18 protein-coding genes are annotated in these 18,441 nt (G+C 69.1%); 11 read left to right on the forward strand and 7 right to left on the reverse strand.

Features of this window, described 5'->3' with window-relative positions; translation table 11 throughout:
* Nucleotides 1-36: 36 nt before the first annotated feature.
* The 5 genes from AC1DXJ_RS01185 to AC1DXJ_RS01205 all read right to left on the reverse strand — a co-directional run bounded on the left by AC1DXJ_RS01185 (nt 37) and on the right by AC1DXJ_RS01205 (nt 5,029).
* On the reverse strand, nt 37-756 hold the full coding sequence (locus tag AC1DXJ_RS01185; RefSeq protein WP_477613419.1) for an ABC transporter ATP-binding protein: 720 nt from the start codon (nt 754-756) through the stop codon (nt 37-39).
* Nucleotides 746-1,681, reverse strand: coding sequence for an ABC transporter ATP-binding protein (locus tag AC1DXJ_RS01190; protein ID WP_477636190.1), 936 nt, complete (start codon nt 1,679-1,681; stop codon nt 746-748). Before AC1DXJ_RS01190 ends, AC1DXJ_RS01185 begins: the two co-directional genes overlap by 11 nt.
* Nucleotides 1,674-2,804, reverse strand: coding sequence for a branched-chain amino acid ABC transporter permease (locus AC1DXJ_RS01195; RefSeq protein WP_477612809.1), 1,131 nt, complete (start codon nt 2,802-2,804; stop codon nt 1,674-1,676). Before AC1DXJ_RS01195 ends, AC1DXJ_RS01190 begins: the two co-directional genes overlap by 8 nt.
* Nucleotides 2,801-3,787 carry a branched-chain amino acid ABC transporter permease gene (locus AC1DXJ_RS01200; RefSeq protein ID WP_477612810.1) on the reverse strand — a complete coding sequence of 329 codons (987 nt, stop codon included), beginning with the start codon at nt 3,785-3,787 and terminating at the stop codon, nt 2,801-2,803. Before AC1DXJ_RS01200 ends, AC1DXJ_RS01195 begins: the two co-directional genes overlap by 4 nt.
* 114 nt (nt 3,788-3,901) lie before the next feature.
* Nucleotides 3,902-5,029, reverse strand: a complete 1,128-nt coding sequence (locus AC1DXJ_RS01205) for a branched-chain amino acid ABC transporter substrate-binding protein (protein WP_477612811.1) — start codon at nt 5,027-5,029, stop codon at nt 3,902-3,904.
* 301 nt (nt 5,030-5,330) lie between these two features.
* Between AC1DXJ_RS01205 and AC1DXJ_RS01210 the strand changes: the two genes are divergently transcribed.
* From AC1DXJ_RS01210 to AC1DXJ_RS01260, 11 genes are all read left to right on the forward strand, one after another.
* Complete coding sequence (locus AC1DXJ_RS01210; protein WP_477612812.1) at nt 5,331-5,783, forward strand: Rieske (2Fe-2S) protein; 453 nt, start codon at nt 5,331-5,333, stop codon at nt 5,781-5,783.
* A 122-nt stretch (nt 5,784-5,905) separates the two neighbouring features.
* The gene (gene uvrC / locus AC1DXJ_RS01215) at nt 5,906-7,876 is read left to right on the forward strand and encodes an excinuclease ABC subunit UvrC (RefSeq protein WP_477612813.1); all 1,971 of its coding nucleotides are present in this window, start codon (nt 5,906-5,908) and stop codon (nt 7,874-7,876) included.
* 28 nt (nt 7,877-7,904) lie between these two features.
* Complete coding sequence (gene rapZ / locus AC1DXJ_RS01220) at nt 7,905-8,855, forward strand: RNase adapter RapZ (RefSeq protein WP_477612814.1); 951 nt, start codon at nt 7,905-7,907, stop codon at nt 8,853-8,855.
* Nucleotides 8,856-8,931: 76 nt separating this feature from the next.
* Complete coding sequence (locus tag AC1DXJ_RS01225; RefSeq protein WP_477612815.1) at nt 8,932-9,867, forward strand: gluconeogenesis factor YvcK family protein; 936 nt, start codon at nt 8,932-8,934, stop codon at nt 9,865-9,867.
* 127 nt (nt 9,868-9,994) lie between these two features.
* Nucleotides 9,995-10,975, forward strand: coding sequence for a DNA-binding protein WhiA (whiA, locus tag AC1DXJ_RS01230; RefSeq protein ID WP_179422770.1), 981 nt, complete (start codon nt 9,995-9,997; stop codon nt 10,973-10,975).
* A 51-nt stretch (nt 10,976-11,026) separates the two neighbouring features.
* Complete coding sequence (locus tag AC1DXJ_RS01235; protein WP_477612816.1) at nt 11,027-12,199, forward strand: nucleotide sugar dehydrogenase; 1,173 nt, start codon at nt 11,027-11,029, stop codon at nt 12,197-12,199.
* A 153-nt stretch (nt 12,200-12,352) separates the two neighbouring features.
* A complete protein-coding gene (gene gap / locus AC1DXJ_RS01240) occupies nt 12,353-13,357 on the forward strand; it encodes a type I glyceraldehyde-3-phosphate dehydrogenase (protein WP_477612817.1) in 1,005 nt (334 codons plus the stop codon).
* Between the two features lie 20 nt (nt 13,358-13,377).
* Nucleotides 13,378-14,586 (forward strand): phosphoglycerate kinase, encoded by a 1,209-nt coding sequence (locus tag AC1DXJ_RS01245; RefSeq protein WP_477612818.1) that lies wholly within the window; start codon nt 13,378-13,380, stop codon nt 14,584-14,586.
* A gap of 76 nt (nt 14,587-14,662) precedes the next feature.
* The gene (gene tpiA, locus AC1DXJ_RS01250) at nt 14,663-15,469 is read left to right on the forward strand and encodes a triose-phosphate isomerase (protein ID WP_477612819.1); all 807 of its coding nucleotides are present in this window, start codon (nt 14,663-14,665) and stop codon (nt 15,467-15,469) included.
* Nucleotides 15,470-15,543: 74 nt separating this feature from the next.
* Nucleotides 15,544-15,789 carry a preprotein translocase subunit SecG gene (secG, locus tag AC1DXJ_RS01255; RefSeq protein WP_477612820.1) on the forward strand — a complete coding sequence of 82 codons (246 nt, stop codon included), beginning with the start codon at nt 15,544-15,546 and terminating at the stop codon, nt 15,787-15,789.
* A gap of 113 nt (nt 15,790-15,902) precedes the next feature.
* The gene (locus AC1DXJ_RS01260) at nt 15,903-16,253 is read left to right on the forward strand and encodes an RNA polymerase-binding protein RbpA (RefSeq protein WP_091782702.1); all 351 of its coding nucleotides are present in this window, start codon (nt 15,903-15,905) and stop codon (nt 16,251-16,253) included.
* Nucleotides 16,254-16,400: 147 nt separating this feature from the next.
* On the opposite strand, the gene pgl is transcribed toward AC1DXJ_RS01260, so the two are convergent.
* Together pgl and opcA are read right to left on the reverse strand one after the other, a co-directional pair.
* Nucleotides 16,401-17,135 (reverse strand): 6-phosphogluconolactonase, encoded by a 735-nt coding sequence (gene pgl, locus AC1DXJ_RS01265; RefSeq protein ID WP_477636191.1) that lies wholly within the window; start codon nt 17,133-17,135, stop codon nt 16,401-16,403.
* Nucleotides 17,132-18,394 (reverse strand): glucose-6-phosphate dehydrogenase assembly protein OpcA, encoded by a 1,263-nt coding sequence (gene opcA / locus AC1DXJ_RS01270; RefSeq protein WP_477612822.1) that lies wholly within the window; start codon nt 18,392-18,394, stop codon nt 17,132-17,134. The genes pgl and opcA overlap by 4 nt, the downstream gene beginning before the upstream one ends.
* Nucleotides 18,395-18,441: the final 47 nt, after the last annotated feature.

The following is an 18,441-nucleotide window of genomic DNA, read 5'->3' on the forward strand; positions in this document are numbered from 1 at the left end:
CGCGGTGTGCCGGCCAGCCGGCACACCAGGGAGTGCCTAGACGTCGCCGCCGAGGTAGGACGCCTTGACCGCAGGGTCGTTGGCCAGTTCCTGGCCGGTTCCCTCACGCACGATCTCGCCGGTCTCGAGGATGTAGGCGCGGTCGGCGCGCTTGAGCGCCTGCGCAGCGTTCTGCTCGACGAGGAGCACGGTCGTGCCCTGCTTGTTGATCTCGGTGATGATGTCGAAGATCTGCTGGATGAGCTTGGGCGCCAGTCCCATCGACGGCTCGTCCAGGAGCAGCAGCTTCGGGTTGGCCATGAGGGCGCGCCCGATCGCGAGCATCTGCTGTTCGCCGCCCGACATGGTGCCGGCCACCTGGCTGCGCCGCTCCGCCAGCCGCGGGAAGAGCCCGAAGACCCGGTCGCGGTCCTCCTTGATCTTCGGCGTCTTGCGGTCGCTCCGGGCGTAGGCACCCATGTCGAGGTTCTCGAGCACGGTCATGCCGACGAAGCAGCCTCGGCCCTCGGGCGACTGGGCGATCCCCAGCACCGGACGTTCGTGGGGCGGCATCGCGGTGATGTCCTGACCCTCGAACCGGATGGAGCCCGCGCGGACCGGGCGCAACCCGGAGACCGTCTTCATGGTGGTCGTCTTTCCGGCACCGTTGGCCCCGATGAGCGTGACCACCTCGCCCTCGTTCACCGTGAACGAGATGTTGCGGATGGCCTCGATGCGTCCGTAGTTGACGCAGAGGTCGTCGACCTCAAGAAGCATCTTCATCAACTCCCAGATAGGCGGCGATCACCGCAGGGTTGTCCTGGATCTCGGCGGGCAGTCCCTCGGCGATCTTCTTGCCGAACTCCAGCACCACGATCCTGTCGGTGACGCCCATGACGAGCTTCATGTCGTGCTCGATGAGCAGCACGGTGTAGCCCTGGTCGCGGATCGACCGGATGAGCTCCATCAGCCGAGCCTTCTCCGCCGGGTTGAAGCCGGCCGCCGGCTCGTCGAGGCAGAGCAGCTTGGGGTTCGTGGCGAGGGCTCGCGCGATCTCGAGCCGCCGTTGGTCGCCGTAGGGCAGGTTGCGGGCGAGCTCGTCGGCCCGCTTGTCCAACCCCATGAACTTGCGCAGCTCGAAGGCACGTTCCATGCCCTCGGCCTCCTCGGCATGGTGTTTGCGCAGCCGCAGCAGCGCCGACCCCATACCCGTGGAGTGGTGCGCATCCGCGCCGACCAGGACGTTCTCCAGTGCCGTCATGTTGTGGAACAACCGGATGTTCTGGAAGGTGCGGGCGATGCCCAGCTTGGTGATCTGGAACTTCTGTCGCTTGCCGAGCGGCTCGCCCATGAACTGGATCCCGCCCGAGGTGGGCTGGTAGACACCGGTCATCACGTTGAAGCAGGTCGTCTTGCCAGCACCGTTGGGCCCGATCAGGCCGAGGATCTCGCCGGTGTTGATGTGGAACGAGACACCGTCGAGGGCCGTGACACCGCCGAAGCGCAGGGTCACGTCGTCGACCTCGAGCATCTTGCCCTTGGGGAGGTGGGCGATCTCGTCGACACTGATGTCGACCGAGGTGTCCGGGGTGGTGTCGACCTCGGGACGGGTCGTGGCCTCGTCGTCGACCCGGGGTCCGCGTGCCGCGGCCGCGGCATCGGCGGTCTCGTCAGGCGTCTTGTCAGGCGTGGTGTCAGGCATGGGTCGCCCCTTCCTCGAGGACCTCTGTCTCGATGTCCGCCTGTTTGGCACGCACCGATCGTCGAGGCGGCATCAGGCCCTGCGGTCGGAAGATGGCCAGCGCCATCAGGGCGAGGCCGAACAGCAGGAACCGAGCGTCGGACAGGAACCGGAACTTCTCCGGCGCCCAGGTCAGCAGAGCCGCAGCGAGCACGACGCCCCAGCGGTTGCCCTGACCACCGACGACGACCATGGCGACGAAGAGCACGGAGTACAGGATGGTGAAGTTGTCCGGGTTGATGAACTGCTGCTTGGTGGCGAAGAGCGCACCGGACAGTCCGCCGATCGCGGCACCCGTGGCGAAGGCCAGCAGCTTGAACCGGAAGGTCGGGACACCCATGAGCTCAGCGGCGTCCTCGTCCTCGCGGGTTGCCTCCCAGGCCCGGCCGACGCGAGAGTTCTGCATCCGCCAGTCGAGGAAGAGCACCACGCCCACGAGAGTCAGCGCCAGCCAGTAGTAGGGCACCGAGTCGGTGACCCCGAACTGCAGGAACGTCGTGGTGTTGCTCTGGTCGACGTAGGCGACGAACCCCTCCCACTTGAGCTTGGGGATCTCGAACAGTGCCCAGCTCGGTGGCGTGGGAATGTTCGAGATACCGCGGGAGCCGCCGGTCAGGGCGTCGGCGTTCACCAGGATCAGCCGGACGATCTCGCCGAAGCCGAGGGTCACGATCGCGAGGTAGTCGCCCCGCACGCGCAGCGTGGGCGCGCCGAGGACGATGCCCGAGAACAGCGTGACCGCCATCGCGATCGGGATGCACAGCAGCAGCGGAAGCTTCCCATGGGCCGACCCGAGCACGCCCACCGTGAACGCGCCGATCGCGAAGAAGCCGATGTACCCGAGGTCGAGCAGGCCGGCATACCCGATGACGATGTTGAGCCCGATCGCGACCAGGGCGTACAGCGCGCAGAGGAACAGCACGGCACCGAAGTCGGAGTCGGTCGTCGTGATCAGCGGCGGGTTGAGGATCGGCAGGAGGTAGACGAACACCACGGCGGCGACCATCAGCACGATCTTGGCCCAGCGGGGCAGGGCACGGAAACGGTCACCGACCCCGTGGAACACGTTCGAGACGGCGCTCATGCGCGTGCCTTTCCGAGGGACTCACCGAGCAGGCCGGTGGGCCGGAACAGGAGGATGACCACGAGGAGCGTGAAGGCCACGACGTCCTTCCACTCTCCACCGAAGATGGCTTGACCGTAGTTCTCGGCCACGCCGAGGATGAAGCCACCGAGCAGAGCGCCGCGAAGGTTGCCGATGCCGCCGAGCACGGCGGCGGTGAAGGCTTTCACGCCGAGCAGGAAGCCCGAGTTGTAGCGGATCTGCCCGATCCGGATGAGGTACATCATCGCGGCGGCACCAGCCATGGCCCCGCCGATGACGAAGGTCAGCCGGATGACCCTGTCGCGGTTCACACCCATCAGGGCGGCGGACTCGGGGTCCTGGGCAACGGCGCGGATCCCCCGGCCGAGACGGGACCGCTGCATGAACTGGTCGAGCACGATCATCATGACGATGGCCGACCCCAGGACGATGAGGTCCTTGTTGGAGACGTGGTAGTCGAAGACGTAGAAGAGCCGCTTCGTCTCGATGTTGAGCGGGAACGGCGCGGCCTCGCGGGGACGGCCGACGTAGTTGACCAGGTCGTCGTCCTTGCCGAACCACTTGAACGGCTTGTCGCGCAGGCCCATCACTTCCGACAGCGTGTACGACGCACCGATCGCGGAGATGAGCGCGATCAGCGGTGGCGAGTTGCGCTTGCGGAGCGGGCGGTAGGCGACGAACTCGAGGCCGAGCGCCACGAGCGCGGAGATCACCATGGCCGACGCGAAGCCCGCAATGAGGAACCCGACGACGCCGATGCCGCTCGCCTTGCTGGCGCCGAGCGCCACCAGGGCCCAGACGGCCGCGAAGCCGCCCCACATGAACACCTCGGAGTGGGCGAAGTTGATGAGGCGCAGCACGCCGTAGACGAGCGTGTAGCCGAGAGCAATCAGCGCGTAGATGGCCCCGTTGGCCAACCCGGTGATTGTGAACTCCCAGAAGTTGTTCAGGAGAAGCTGCATCAGACCTCCGTGGTGAGGGACCTGCGCGTCAGTGCGGCGGGGTCCGGGTCCGGACGGGAACACGGTAGCGGCCAGGACCCCCGTTGCCGAGAGCCCTGGCCGCTACACGTGGTGTTACTTGACTTCCTGGTCCGGAACGATCTTGCCGCCGGTGACCTTGTAGGCCCACACGTGGATGTCCGCCGGCTCGCCCTTGGCGTCGAACTTGACCTGCTTGGTGACGCCCTTCTGGTCGTAGGAGGCGATGAAGGCGTTGATGTCGGCCGACGTGGTCTTCCCAGCCTTGATGGCAGCGAGGAACACGTTGGCTGCGTCGTAGGCCTCTGCCGAGTACGTGGCCGGGTCCGAGTTGTAGGCCTTCTTGTAGGCGGCCGCGAACTCGGGTGCCTGGTCCGGCGGGAGGCACGGGCAGGTGACGATGGCGCCCTCGGCCGCCGCACCGGCGCCCTTGATGAAGCCGTCGTCCTTGACGCCGTCGCCGGCGACGAAGGTGCCGGTGAAGCCACCGTCCTTCAGCTGCTTGGCCAGCTTGCTGGCGTTGGAGTAGTAGCCGCCGTAGAAGAACGCGGTCGCACCCGAGGCCTTGGCCTTGGTCACGGTCGCGGAGAAGTCGTCCTGCTTGCCGTCGGCTGCAGTGTGGTCGGTGCCGGTGACGAGCGCTCCGAGATCACTCTTGACGATGTCGGCCAGGCCCTTGCCGTACTCGGAGGTGTCGTCCGAGACGAAGACCTTCTGCGCCTTCAGGACGTCCTTGATGTACTTCGCGGCCGCGGGGCCCTGGCTGTTGTCGTTGCCGAGGATGCGGTGGAAGGTCTTCCAGCCGTTCTCGGACAGCTTCGTCGCCGTCGCGGAGGCCGTGATGATGTTCAGGCCGGCCTTGTCGAAGATCGGGTCGGCGGCCTTGGACTCACCGGAGAAGGCGGGGCCGACGATGCCGACCAGCTTCTTGTCGGTGACGGCCTTCTGGGCCAGTCCGGGGGCAATGGACGGGTCGCCCTGGCTGTCGAACGAGGTGAGCGCGACCTTGCAGTCGGCGTTCTTCTCGTTGTACTGCTTGACGGCGAGCTCGGCACCGTTCTTGATGTTGATGCCGAGGTTGGCAGCGTCGCCGGTGAGGGCGCCGAAGAAGCCGATCTTGAGGTCACACGCCTTGGAACCGGCGTCGGAGCTGCCGCCAGTGGTTCCACCACAGGCAGTCAGCGCGAGGGCAGCGGCCACGAGTGGCGCGCCAATCTTGAACACGGAACGCAAGACTCCTCCTGAAGTCATTGGGTGCTCGCGGGCCGTACGGCGCCCACGGGTCACCCCGGTTGGGGTGTGTGCAGACTATGCCGCTGTTCCCCCTGCGGGGCAGCACATCAACCCCATGCGTGACCGTGTCGTTATCACCGCCCGGTGGCGGGTGCCGTGAACGTCGTGGCAGCGTCACCCGTCATACCCATGTCCCACGCATGTCTCATACAGGTCCCACCCATCATCGGCCCGCATCCTCGGGCCATCTGGTCAGCCCCGTGAGGGGGCACCTCCACCGAAAGGCGCGCGCATGACCACCCCAGAAGACCACCCCGTCACCGGCCCCTCCCGCCGCACCGTGCTGGCGTCCGCCGGCCTCGCCGGAGTCGGCGTCACTGCACTCGCCGGCTGTGGAGCCGCCGAGGACGCTGCGAGCAGCGCGGCCAGCACGGCCAAGGACGCCGCGACCAGCGCCGTCAAGGACGCCATCTCGAAGGCGACCATCCCCGTGGGGGGAGGCAAGATCTTCACCGACCAGAAGGTGGTGGTCACCCAGCCCACCTCGGGGGAGTTCAAGGCCTTCAGCGCCGTGTGCACCCACCAGGCGTGCCTGGTGACCACCGTCGCCAACGGCACCATCAACTGTGCCTGCCACGGCAGCGAGTACGACATCACCACCGGCGCGGTCAAGAAGGGACCGGCCACCAAGGCCCTTCCGGAGAAGTCCGTGGCCGTGAGCGGCGACGGGATCTCGGTCACCTGACCTTCCCCGCCAGAAGCGCAGGGCCAGGTATGCCGCGCCGTCCCGACGCGGCATACCTCGTCTCCGCGGGAAGCGGGGCTCCCGCGGGACGGGCCGTCGGTCGCCCTCCATAGAGTGGAGTCGTGGCTGACCCGTCGACCTACCGTCCGGCGCCGGGGGAGATCCCGGTCGACCCGGGCGTCTACCGGTTCCGGGACGCCGCCAAGCGCGTCATCTACGTCGGCAAGGCCAAGTCCCTGCGGCCGCGGCTGTCGTCCTACTTCCAGGACATCTCAGCCCTGCACCCCCGCACCGCCACCATGGTCACCACGGCTGCGAGCGTCGAGTGGACCGTGGTCTCGACCGAGGTCGAGGCGCTGCAGCTCGAGTACTCCTGGATCAAGGAGTACGACCCGCGGTTCAACGTCAAGTACCGCGACGACAAGTCCTACCCCTACCTCGCGGTGACGCTCGGGGAGGAGTTCCCGCGGGCGCAGGTGATGCGCGGGGCCAAGCGCAAGGGCACCCGCTACTTCGGCCCTTACGCCCATGCCTGGGCCATCCGCGAGACGCTCGACCTGTTGTTGCGGGTGTTTCCCGTCCGCACCTGCTCCTCGGGGGTCTTCAAGCGGGCCGGGCAGGTGGGCCGTCCGTGTCTGCTGGGCTACATCGACAAGTGCTCGGCGCCCTGCGTGGGGAGGGTCAGCCCAGAGGAGCACCGCGCCATCGCCGAGGACTTCTGCGACTTCATGGCCGGCAACACGACGCGGTTCGTCAAGCGGCTCGAGCGCGACATGGCTGCCGCGTCGAAGTCCTTGGAGTTCGAACAGGCAGCCCGGATGCGCGACGACCTCGTGGCGCTGGGCAAGGCGCTGGAGAAGTCCGCCATCGTCCTGGGCGACGGCACCGACGCCGACGTGTTCGCCCTCGAGCACGACGGGCTCGAGATCGCCGTCCAGGTCTTCCACGTGCGTGGCGGGCGCGTGCGCGGACAGCGCGGCTGGGTCGCCGAGATGGACGCCGAGACCGTGCCCGAGATCGTCGGCCACCTCCTCCAGCAGGTCTACGGAGGCGAGTCGGACGACAGCGTGCCGCGCGAGGTGCTGGTGCCGGTCCTGCCGGAGGACCCGGATGCCGTCGCGATCTGGCTCGGGTCGCTGCGGGGCTCCGGGGTCGACTTGCGCGTGCCCCAGAGGGGCGACAAGCGCACCCTGCTCGAGACCGTGCACCGCAACGCGAAGCAGTCGCTGGCCCGGCACAAGCTCGCCCGCGCCGGGGATCTCACGGCACGCAGCCAGGCACTGCAGGAGCTGCAGACCAGCCTCGACCTGGCTGATGCGCCGCTGCGCGTCGAGTGCTACGACATCAGCCACATCCAGGGCTCCCAGGTCGTCGGGTCGATGGTCGTCTTCGAGGACGGGCTGGCCCGCAAGTCCGAGTACCGCCGGTTCGTCATCCGTGGCGAGCAGGTGGACGACACCGCGGCGATGGACGAGGTGCTGACCCGGCGGTTCCAGCGCTACCTCGAGGAGCGCGACCAGGCCACCGACGTCGAGCTCGGCCCCGACCCGGAGAACGGTCCCGAGCGGATCGACCCCGACACCGGCAAGCCGAAGAAGTTCGCGTACCCGCCCAACCTCGTCGTCGTCGACGGCGGCCTGCCCCAGGTCAACGCCGCCCAGGCGGCCCTGACGGCGCTGGGCATCGACGACGTCGCCGTCGTCGGGCTCGCCAAGCGGCTCGAGGAGGTCTGGGTGCCCGGCCAGGACTACCCCGTCATCCTGCCGCGGACCAGTGAGGGCCTCTACCTGCTGCAGCGGGTCCGCGACGAGGCCCACCGCTTTGCCATCACCTTCCACCGCCAGCGCCGGTCCAAGGCCATGACCACGAGCGTCCTGGACGGTGTCCCCGGACTCGGGGAGACGCGACGCAAGGCCCTGCTGCGTCATTTCGGCTCGGTGAAGAAGGTTCGCGCGGCGACGGCCGAGGAGCTGCAGGAAGTTTCCGGCATCGGACCTGCGCTGGCAGCCACGATTGCGGCAGAGTTGGCCACCGCAGACACGGCCGCACCCGCCGTCAACCTGATGACCGGAGAGATCCTCGACGGTGACTGAGCGCGATGAGCAAGGAGACGGGGCAGGGATGACCGACGAGGACCGCGCAGCATCTGGGGCAGCGGTGCCGGACGCAGGAGCCCCGGACGCCGCCGACTCGGGCGACAAGCGCGACCAGGCTGAGCTCGTCATCGTGACCGGCATGAGTGGAGCCGGGCGGTCGACGACCGCCAACGTGCTCGAGGACTCCGGCTGGTACGTCGTCGACAACCTGCCGCCACACCTGCTCGTCTCGTTGGCCGACCTCGCCAACGAGGCACCGCGTCGGGCAGGTCTGCCGCGCCTTGCGGCCGTGGTGGATGTCCGGGCCCGCGGGTTCTTCGACCACCTCCAGACCGCGCTCGACGAGCTGCGCGACCGCGGGTGGCGACCCAACCTGGTCTTCCTGGACGCCACGGACGAGGCGATCGTGCGCCGCTTCGAGTCCGTGCGCCGACCACACCCTCTCCAGGGCCAGGGCCGGCTGCTGGACGGCATCACCCGCGAGCGCGCCATGCTGGCCGACCTGCGGGCCCGCGCCGACGTCGTCATCGACACGTCCGGCCTGAACGTCCACCAGCTCGCCAAGAAGGTCCACCCGGTCTTCTCCGGCGACATCGGCCACAAGGTCCGCATCGCGGTGATGTCGTTCGGCTTCAAGTACGGCGTGCCGCTCGACGCCGACTTCGTCTTCGACATGCGGTTCCTGCCGAACCCGTTCTGGATCCCCGAGCTGCGCAACTTCACCGGGCAGGACGCGCCGGTGGCCGAGTTCGTCATGGCCCAGGAGGGGGCTCCCGAGTTCGTCGACCGGGTCGTCGCACTCATGGACCCGGTGACCGAGGGCTACATCCGCGAGGGTCGCCGGTACGTCACCGTCGCGGTGGGCTGCACCGGCGGCAAGCACCGCTCCGTCGCCGTGGCCGAAGCGCTGCGGACCCGGCTCAGCAGCGACGACATCGCGACGTTCGTCGTGCACCGCGACCTGGGGCAGGAATAGTGAGTCTGACAGCGCAGCGAGCACACGAGCGAGGCACGAGCGAGGCGCGGAGCAAGCGCGGAAGCGAGCAGTTGTCATGACCGGCCCCGCGGTGGTCGCGCTCGGCGGTGGACACGGCCTCGCCGCTTCGCTCGAGGCACTCAAGCTGGTCTGTGACGACATCACGGCGGTGGTCACCGTCGCCGACAACGGTGGGTCTTCCGGACGGCTTCGCGACGAGTTCGACGTGCTGCCGCCGGGTGACCTGCGGATGGCCCTGACCGCGCTCTGCGACGACACCGAGTGGGGCCACACCTGGCGAGACGTCCTGCAGCACCGGTTCCGCGGCAACGGGCAGCTGGGCGGCCACGCCCTCGGCAACCTGCTGATCACCGCCCTGTGGGACCTGCACCACGACCCGGTCATCGGGCTCGACCTCGTTGGTCGACTCCTCAACGCCCGGGGCCGGGTGCTGCCCATGGCCGCCGTGCCACTCGAGATCACCGCCCGGGTACGTGGCCTGGACCCGGCCGACGCCCGGGCTCTCTCGACCTTGCGCGGCCAGGTGGCGGTCGCCACGACCAAGGGGACCGTGCTCAGCATCGCCCTCGAGCCGGCTGATCCCCCTTCGGCACCCGAGACCGTGGCGGCCGTGCGTGAGGCCGACTGGGTGATCCTCGGGCCGGGGTCGTGGTTCACCTCGGTGATGCCGCACCTCATGGTGCCGGGTCTGCGCGACGCGCTCCATGACACGACCGCCCGGCGGTTGCTGACCCTCAACCTGGAGCACTCCGGCGAGACGGCCGGCTTCACGGCCGCCCGCCAGCTGGAGGCGCTCGTGGACCACGCGCCGCGAATGCGGCTGGACGCCGTCCTGGCCGACCCCAGTGCTGTCGACGATGAGGCAGGATTGCGCACGGCCGCCGCGCGACTCGGTGCAGAGCTGGTGCTTGCACCAGTGGCGCAACGCGGCGCACCGGGGCACCATGACTCGCTCAGGCTGGCGGCGGCATACCGTGACCTGTTCGGCTGAGGGCGGACATGGTTGAGTCTGACGCGAGACCACGTCAGCGCCTCTGGGCGCCGACGAACCAGGGGAGACAGCACAGCATGGGAGCAGAGCCCACCAGTGCACGACGGCGAGATGGCAGGATGAACCAATGGCAATGACGGCGCGGGTCAAGGACGAGCTCAGCAGACTCGACGTCACGAAGCCCTGCTGCCGCAAGTCGGAGGTGGCCGCGACGCTGCGGTTCGCTGGCGGCCTGCACATCGTGGGGGGACGGATCGTCGTCGAGGCCGAGCTCGACACGGCGAACGCCGCCCGACGGCTCCGCAAGAACATCAGCGACCTGTACGGCCACCCCTCGGAGGTGCTGGTCCTCGCAGCCGGCGGTCTGCGCAAGGGCAGCCGCTACGTCGTCCGGGTGGTCCAGGACGGCGAGGCCCTGGCCCGGCAGACCGGGCTGATCGACGCCCGGGGGCGTCCGGTGCGGGGGCTGCCACCCAAGGTGGTCAGCGCCTCGGCCTGCGACGCCGAAGCAGCCTGGCGCGGTGCCTTCATCGCCCACGGCTCGCTGACCGAGCCCGGCCGATCCTCTGCTCTCGAGGTCACGTGCCCGGGGCCTGAGGCGGCCCTCGCCCTCGTCGGAGCGGCTCGTCGCCTCGGCATCCAGGCCAAGGCACGCGAGGTGCGCGGCGTCGACCGGGTCGTCATCCGCGACGGCGATGCCATCGGGGCAATGCTCACGCGACTGGGCGCGCACGACGCGGTCATGGCGTGGGAGGAGCGGCGGATGCGCCGCGAGGTCCGGGCCACGGCCAACCGGCTGGCCAACTTCGACGACGCCAACCTGCGCCGCTCGGCGCGCGCCGCCGTTGCGGCCGGCGCCAGGGTGCACCGCGCCATGGAGATCCTCGGCGACGAGATCCCCGACCACCTCAAGGAGGCCGGGGCGCTGCGGTTGGAGCACAAGCAGGCCTCGCTCGAGGAGCTCGGCCAGCTTGCCCAGCCACCGATGACCAAGGACGCCGTGGCAGGGCGGATCCGGCGCCTGCTGGCGATGGCCGACAAGCGGGCCCAGGACCTCGGCATCCCGGGTACCGAGGCCAACCTCACGCCCGACATGCTCGACGCCTGATCGACCCATGACCGACGCACGCCAGCGCCTGACTCGGAGCGGGGACAACGCATGACGAGGATCGCCGTCGTCGGAACCGGGTACGTCGGACTCTCCATGGCGGTCCTGCTCGGCCAGCGACACGACGTCGTGGCCCTCGACATCGACGCGGCCCGCGTCGACCTGCTGAGCTCGGGCCGCAGCCCCATCGCGGACCCCGAGATCGAGACGTTCCTCGCCCACCACGAGCTGACGCTGACCTTCACGACCGACCCGGCCACGGCCTACGCCGGCGCCGAGTTCGTCATCATCGCGACACCGACCGACTACGACCCCGTGACCAACTACTTCGACACCTCGACCGTGGAGAAGGTCGCGGCCGACGTGGTGGCTGCCAACCCGACCGCCGTGATGGTCGTGAAGTCCACGGTCCCGGTCGGCTTCACCGAGGACCTCTCGCAGCGACTCGGCACCGACAACCTGCTGTTCAGTCCAGAGTTCCTCCGCGAGGGCAAGGCGCTGTGGGACAGCCTGCACCCTTCCCGGATCGTCGTGGGCGAGCGCAGCGACCGGGGGCAGGCGTTCGCCGACCTGCTGCGGGAGGGGTCCGAGGAGCCGGATGTCCCCGTGCTGCTCACCGACAGCACCGAGGCCGAGGCCGTGAAGCTGTTCGCCAACACCTATCTGGCCATGCGCGTCGCCTTCTTCAACGAGCTCGACACCTTCGCAGTGACCCACGGACTCGACCCCCGCCAGATCATCGAGGGGGTCGGGCTCGACCCGAGGATCGGCCCTGGCTACAACAACCCCTCTTTCGGCTACGGCGGGTACTGCCTGCCCAAGGACACCAAGCAGCTGCTGGCCAACTACCAGAACGTGCCCCAGTCGCTCATCGAGGCGATCGTCACGGCCAACACCACCCGCAAGGACTTCGTGGCGACCGACATCCTGCGTCGCCACCCCCGCATCGTCGGCATCCACCGCCTGATCATGAAGTCCGGCTCCGACAACTTCCGGTCGAGCAGCGTCCAGGGGATCATGAAGCGGATCAAGGCCAAGGGTGTGGAGGTCGTGGTCTACGAGCCCGCGCTGGCCGATGACCACTTCTTCGGCTCACGGGTGATCCGCGACCTCGCCGAGTTCACCGAGGTGGCCGACGTCATCGTCGCCAACCGGATGGTCGGCGAGCTCACGCCGGTGGCCGACAAGGTCTACACCCGAGACCTCTTCGGCGGCGACTACTGACCTGCTCCTGAGCCCTGGGCGAGGGGGCGACGTTACCGGCCCGTACGCCGGACCGCCGTGACTCCCGGCGGCCCCGCTCGCTAGGCTCGGGCCCGAGCATTTCCGCGCCGCGCCACGCGGCATACCGTCCCCATCTGAGAAGGACTTGGCATCGTGACTGTTCGCGTAGGTATCAACGGCTTCGGCCGCATCGGCCGCAACTTCTTCCGCGCCATCGAGGCGTCGGGAGCCGACATCGAGGTCGTGGCCACCAACGACCTGATGGACAACAAGACGCTGGCGCACCTGCTCAAGTACGACTCGATCCTCGGCCGCTTCCCCGGTGAGGTGACCTACGACGACACCTCGATCACCGCCGGTGGTAAGACGTTCAAGGTCTTCGAGGAGCGCGACCCGGCCAAGATCGACTGGGCCTCTGTCGGCGCCGACATCGTCGTGGAGTCGACCGGCTTCTTCACCGACGCGACCAAGGCCAAGGCGCACATCGACGGCGGCGCCAAGAAGGTCATCATCTCCGCGCCGGCGTCCAACGAGGACATCACCATCGTCATGGGCGTCAACGACGACCAGTACGACGCGGCCAAGCACACCATCATCTCCAACGCGTCCTGCACGACGAACTGCCTCGGCCCGATGGCCAAGGTCCTCAACGACGAGTTCGGCATCGTCAAGGGCCTGATGACGACCATCCACGCCTACACCCAGGACCAGAACCTCCAGGACGCCCCGCACAAGGACCTGCGTCGCGCCCGGGCCGCAGCGCTCAACATCGTGCCCACCTCGACCGGCGCGGCCAAGGCCATCGGCCTCGTGCTGCCCGAGCTCAAGGGCAAGCTCGACGGGTTCGCGCTGCGCGTCCCGATCGCCACCGGTTCGGCGACCGACCTCACCTTCGAGGCGGGCCGCGAGACGACCGCCGAAGAGGTGAACGCCGCAGTCAAGGCCGCCGCCGAGGGTCCGCTCAAGGGCATCCTCGTCTACACCGAGGACGCCATCGTCTCCAAGGACATCGAGACCGACCCGGCCTCGTGCATCTTCGACGCAGGCCTGACCAAGGTCATCGGCAACCAGGTGAAGGTCATCGGCTGGTACGACAACGAGTGGGGCTACTCCAACCGCCTCGCCGACCTCGTGGTCCTCGTCGGCCAGACGCTCTGACCCGGGTCGAGCCACAGCTGATGCACTCGATCTCCGAGCTGGGCGACCTGCGCGGCAAGCGCGTCCTCGTCCGGTCAGACCTCAACGTGCCCCTGGACGGGACGACGATCACCGACGACGGGCGCATCCGCGCGTCGGCGCCCACCATCGCGTCGCTGTCCGAGGCGGGTGCCCGCGTCATCGTGTGCGCCCACCTCGGTCGGCCCAAGGGCGCGCCCGAGGACAAGTACTCGCTGGCTCCGGTGGCTGTTCGCCTCGGCGAGGTCCTCGGCCGCGACGTCACGTTCGCCAGCGACACGGTGGGCGACAGCGCCAAGGCGGCGGTCGAGGCGGCCCGGGACGGCGACGTCGTGCTGCTGGAGAACCTCCGGTTCAACCCGGGAGAGACGGCCAAGACCGACGACGAGCGCGCCGAGTTCGCGCGCCAGCTCGCCGGGCTGGCCGACGTCTTCGTCTCCGACGGCTTCGGTGTAGTGCACCGCAAGCAGGCCAGCGTCTACGACGTCGCGCGGCTGCTGCCGTCGGCCGTGGGCGGGCTCGTCGAGACCGAGGTCGGCGTCCTGAAGCGCCTCACCGAGGACCCGGAGCGTCCGTATGCCGTGGTGCTCGGTGGTGCGAAGGTCTCCGACAAGCTCGGCGTCATCGACAACCTGCTCCAGACGGCCGATCGCCTCCTCATCGGCGGTGGCATGGTCTTCACCTTCCTCGCCGCCCAGGACTACGAGGTGGGCAAGAGCCTGCTCGAGGCCGACCAGCTCGACCAGGTCAAGGGCTACCTCGAGCAGGCCAAGGAGCGTGGCGTCGAGATCGTCCTCCCGGTCGACATCGTCGCCGCCACCGAGTTCTCGGCCGACGCCGAGCGCGACGTGGTGCCCGCCGGCGCGATCCCCGCCGACCGCATGGGGCTCGACATCGGGCCCGAGTCCGGGGTGCTGTTCGCCGAGAAGCTCAAGGACTGCAAGACGGTCTTCTGGAACGGCCCGATGGGTGCGTTCGAGATGGAGCCGTATGCCGCAGGCACGGCTGCGGTGGCCGCGGCCCTGGTCGAGGCGACCGAGAAGGGGGCCCTCACCGTCATCGGTGGTGGCGACTCCGCGGCTGCCGTGCGCCAGCTCGGCTTCGACGACGACCAGTTCGGGCACATCTCGACCGGCGGTGGCGCGAGCCTGGAGTACCTCGAGGGCAAGGAGCTCCCGGGGCTCACCGTGCTCGACGAGACCACCGCCTGACCCAGCCCGACCAAGACCCTTCGGTGGGCCGGGCTCGCAGCCCGGCCCACCGGCATACCCCTAGGACGACAACCTGATGGCAGCGAAGACCTCCGGACGCACGCCCCTCATGGCCGGCAACTGGAAGATGAACCTCGACCACCTGCAGGCCACCCACCTCGTGCAGAAGCTCGACTGGACCCTGCGCGACGGCCGGCACGACTTCGCCGCGGTCGAGGTCGCGGTGCTGCCACCGTTCACCGACCTGCGGTCCGTTCAGACCCTGATCGACGGCGACCGGCTCCAGCTGGTCTTCGGGGCCCAGGACCTGTCGAAGCACGACTCCGGGGCCTACACGGGCGAGATCTCCGGTGCCTTCCTCGCCAAGCTCGGCTGCACGTACGTGCTGGCCGGCCACAGCGAGCGGCGTGAGTACCACCAGGAGTCCGAGGACGTCGTCAACGCCAAGGTCAAGGCGGCCTACCGGCACGGCCTGACCCCCATCTTCTGCGTCGGCGAGCACCTCGAGGTGCGCCAGGAGGGGACTCACCTCGCGCACGTCCTCATGCAGCTCGAGGCGGGCCTGGCCGATGTCACGGCCGAGCAGGCCAAGACCATCGTCATCGCCTACGAGCCGGTGTGGGCCATCGGCACCGGTGAGGTCGCCACGCCGCAGGATGCACAGGAGGTCTGCGCCGCGATCCGCACCAAGCTGGCGGAGCTGTACTCCGGCGACCTGGCCGATGGGGTGCGCGTGCTGTACGGCGGATCGGTGAAGGCGAACAACGTCGCGGCGATCATGTCCCAGGAGGACGTCGACGGCGCGCTCGTGGGTGGCGCGTCGATCGACCCGGCCGAGTTCGCCTCGATCTGCCGCTACCGCGACCACCTGGCCACTGCCTGAGCGGCCAGCAGGTATCCTGAACCTTGCTGCCTTTTCGGCAGCACCAACTGACGTCGACTCGAGATGGGTGCTCCGTGGAAGCCGTACGTATTGGCCTGCAGGTACTGCTGGTCATCGGTGGTCTGTTCCTGACGCTGCTGGTCCTGCTCCACAAGGGCAAGGGCGGCGGTCTGTCCGACATGTTCGGTGGCGGCATGTCCACCTCACTGGGGTCCTCCTCGGTGGCCGAGCGCAACCTCGACCGGTTCACCGTGGCCGTGGGTGTCATCTGGTTCGCCTGCATCGTGGGGATCGGCCTCATCGACCGGTTCTCCGCCTGAGCTCCCGACCGGCAGCTCGACCCGACCACGCACTGACCGCGCGTCACTGACGCACTCACAGACCAGCTCTCCCCAGACCAGACTCTTCCTGACCAGACAAGGACCTTTCGCACATGGCAGGTGGCAACGCAATCCGAGGCAGCCGAGTCGGCGCCGGCCCGATGGGCGAGGCCGAACGCGGCGAGGCCGCACCCCGCGTCTTCGTGTCCTACTGGTGCGCCAACGGCCACCAGACCCGACCGAGCTTCGCGGAGGAGCCGGGCCTGGCCGTCCCCGAGACCTGGGACTGCCCGCGCTGCGGGTTCCCCGCGGGTCAGGACGAGGCCAACCCGCCGGCCCCGCCGAAGGTCGAGCCCTACAAGACGCACCTGGCCTACGTGAAGGAGCGTCGCTCCGACGCCGACGGCAAGGCCATCCTCGACGAGGCCCTGGCGACGCTGCGGGAGCGCAAGCTCATCCAGTAGCGCCCCACGCACGCACGAGCGCCGCCCCGGGAGATCCGGGGCGGCGCTTCGTTGTCGTGGTGCACTCCTGGCCAGCAGTGACTCCAGCTGCGGCTGTCCGGCAGCTCCCGCCAGCCACGGGTGGCCGGAAGTGGGGGGATGGGCTGGTCAGGTGTCGAGGTCGGCGGCGGAGTCCGCGTCGACGAGCCAGATCGTCTCGCGTAGGCCGCGCACCTGCGCCGCGCTGGACAGCTCGGGCCCAGCCCCCTCGACTCCGTTGCGCACCGCCTCGGCCTTGTCCGCGCCGGCCACCAGGAACCACACGCGGTCGGACCGGCTGAGGCACTCGAAGGTGAGCGACACACGGTCCGGAGGTGGCTTGGGCGAGTCGTGCACGGCGACGGCGATTGCCTCGGTGGTCAGCTGGGCGGGATGCCCGGGAAAGAGCGATGCGACGTGGCCGTCGGGACCGACGCCGAGGATCATGATGTCGAACTCGCCCCCACCACTGCCACGCACCGCTGCCGAGTACCGCTCCGCGCTGTCCTCGACCGAGTCGCTGGCGTCAGGCCCGGCGACGCGGTGGACCTTGGCCTGGTCGAGCCCGAGGCGGTCCAGCCCAGCGGCATCGTTCTGGGTGTCGTTGCGGTCGGYGTCCCCGGCGGGCAGGTAGCGCTCGTCTCCCCACCACACCGAGACCCTCGACCAGTCGACCGCCGTGTGGGCCGGCACCTGGAGGATCGAGGCGATGATCGCCGAGCCGAGCGAGCCACCCGTCAGCGACACGTGGGGTGCGCGTCCGGCGGCCTGCAGGTCGAGCAGGGCCGTGACGAGCCGCGCGGCGCCGGCGTCGGCCACCGCCTGCTTGTCGGGATGGACGACCACGAGCACTGCGGCGCTCATGCCTTGCCTGACTTGACGCCCGTCGAGGACTTGACGGTCTTCGCCGCCTTGACGCCCGTCGAGGACTTGACGCCCGTCGGGGACTTGACGGCCTTCGCCGGCTTGACGGCCTTGGCCGCCTTCGCCTTGGTGGTGGCGCCGGAAGTCGTGCCCTTGGCGAGCTTGCGGGCCGCTGCCTTCTTGACGACAGCCGTGTCGGACGTGGACGCCGGGGTCGCTGCCTGGACCATCTCCGAGCTGGCTGTCTTGGCACTGGCTCGGGCGATCCTGCGTGACTCTCGCTCGGCCTCCTTGACCGAGGGCGCCTCGCCCTCGCGGACGGCCTCGCTGGCGGTCACCGTCTTGGTGCCGATCCGTGCGAGCCCGCTGCGGATCGCCTCCTCGTAGATCTCGTCCGGGTCGAGCCGGCGCAGCTCGTCGGCCAGGCATTCGGCGGTGGCACGGCGGGCCAGCGAGATGCGTCGGACGGGTTGCCCGGGCTGGCTCAGCGTGGCGATGGCGCCGTCGGGTCGGACCAGGTCGATGGCGCCGCTGCGGCGCTCGAGCCGGACGCTGACCATGCCGGTGCCCGAACGTGAGCGAGCCCGGCGGACCGGACAGCGCAGCGTCTGGGCGAGCCAGGCGGCCAGCAGGTCCGTCGACGGGGAGTCCGAGCCGCCGGTCACGGTTGCCTCGGTCACCGGCTCGAACGGTGGCTGGTCCATCGCGGCGGCGAGCAGTCCCCGCCAGAGGGTCACGCGCGTCCAGGCMAGGTCGGTGTCGCCCCGGGTGTAGGTGCCAGCCCGTGCCTGGAGCGCGGATCGCGGGTGCTTGGCCTCTGCGGCATCGGTGATGCGCCGCTGGGCCATCGAACCGATCGGGTCCTGCGCCAGGTGCGTGGGGGCATCGGTGGGCCACCAGGCCACGACGGGAGAGTCGGGCAGCAGCAGGGGGATGACGACGCTGCGCCCATGGTCGGTCAGGGCACCGTAGAGCCGGAGCACCACGACCTCGCTGGCTCCCGCGTCACCGCCCACGCGGATCTGGGCGTCGATGCGCGACTGGCCACGCTTGTTGCCGATGACCACCGCGATGATCCGGCACGGGTGCTGCCGGCTGGCGTCGTTGGCGGCCTGGATGGCCTCCTCGGCATCCTGCTCGTCGACGACGATCAGCAGGGTGAGGACGCGACCCAGGGCCATCGCCCCGGTGTCCTGGCGCAGGGCGACCAGCTTCTTGCTGATCGCGACGGTGCTGGTGCTGGGCAGGTCGACGATCACCGGGGTCCCCGATCAGTGTCGGAAGAGCGCAGCGGGGGAGAACTGTG

The sequence above is a fragment of the Pedococcus sp. P2_D9 genome, assembly GCF_056404275.1.

Excerpts from the sequence above, each read along its gene's own strand:
- AC1DXJ_RS01260 (WP_091782702.1), top strand. The coding sequence starts at position 15,903 with ATGGCAGGTGGCAACGCAATCCGAGGCAGCCGAGTCGGCGCCGGCCCG.
- AC1DXJ_RS01235 (WP_477612816.1), top strand. The coding sequence starts at position 11,027 with ATGACGAGGATCGCCGTCGTCGGAACCGGGTACGTCGGACTCTCCATG.
- AC1DXJ_RS01225 (WP_477612815.1), top strand. The coding sequence starts at position 8,932 with ATGACCGGCCCCGCGGTGGTCGCGCTCGGCGGTGGACACGGCCTCGCC.
- AC1DXJ_RS01195 (WP_477612809.1), bottom strand. The coding sequence starts at position 2,804 with ATGAGCGCCGTCTCGAACGTGTTCCACGGGGTCGGTGACCGTTTCCGT.
- tpiA (WP_477612819.1), top strand. The coding sequence starts at position 14,663 with ATGGCAGCGAAGACCTCCGGACGCACGCCCCTCATGGCCGGCAACTGG.
- whiA (WP_179422770.1), top strand. The coding sequence starts at position 9,995 with ATGGCAATGACGGCGCGGGTCAAGGACGAGCTCAGCAGACTCGACGTC.
- AC1DXJ_RS01210 (WP_477612812.1), top strand. The coding sequence starts at position 5,331 with ATGACCACCCCAGAAGACCACCCCGTCACCGGCCCCTCCCGCCGCACC.
- AC1DXJ_RS01185 (WP_477613419.1), bottom strand. The coding sequence starts at position 756 with ATGCTTCTTGAGGTCGACGACCTCTGCGTCAACTACGGACGCATCGAG.
- AC1DXJ_RS01200 (WP_477612810.1), bottom strand. The coding sequence starts at position 3,787 with ATGCAGCTTCTCCTGAACAACTTCTGGGAGTTCACAATCACCGGGTTG.
- AC1DXJ_RS01245 (WP_477612818.1), top strand. The coding sequence starts at position 13,378 with ATGCACTCGATCTCCGAGCTGGGCGACCTGCGCGGCAAGCGCGTCCTC.
- AC1DXJ_RS01190 (WP_477636190.1), bottom strand. The coding sequence starts at position 1,681 with ATGCCTGACACCACGCCTGACAAGACGCCTGACGAGACCGCCGATGCC.
- rapZ (WP_477612814.1), top strand. The coding sequence starts at position 7,905 with ATGACCGACGAGGACCGCGCAGCATCTGGGGCAGCGGTGCCGGACGCA.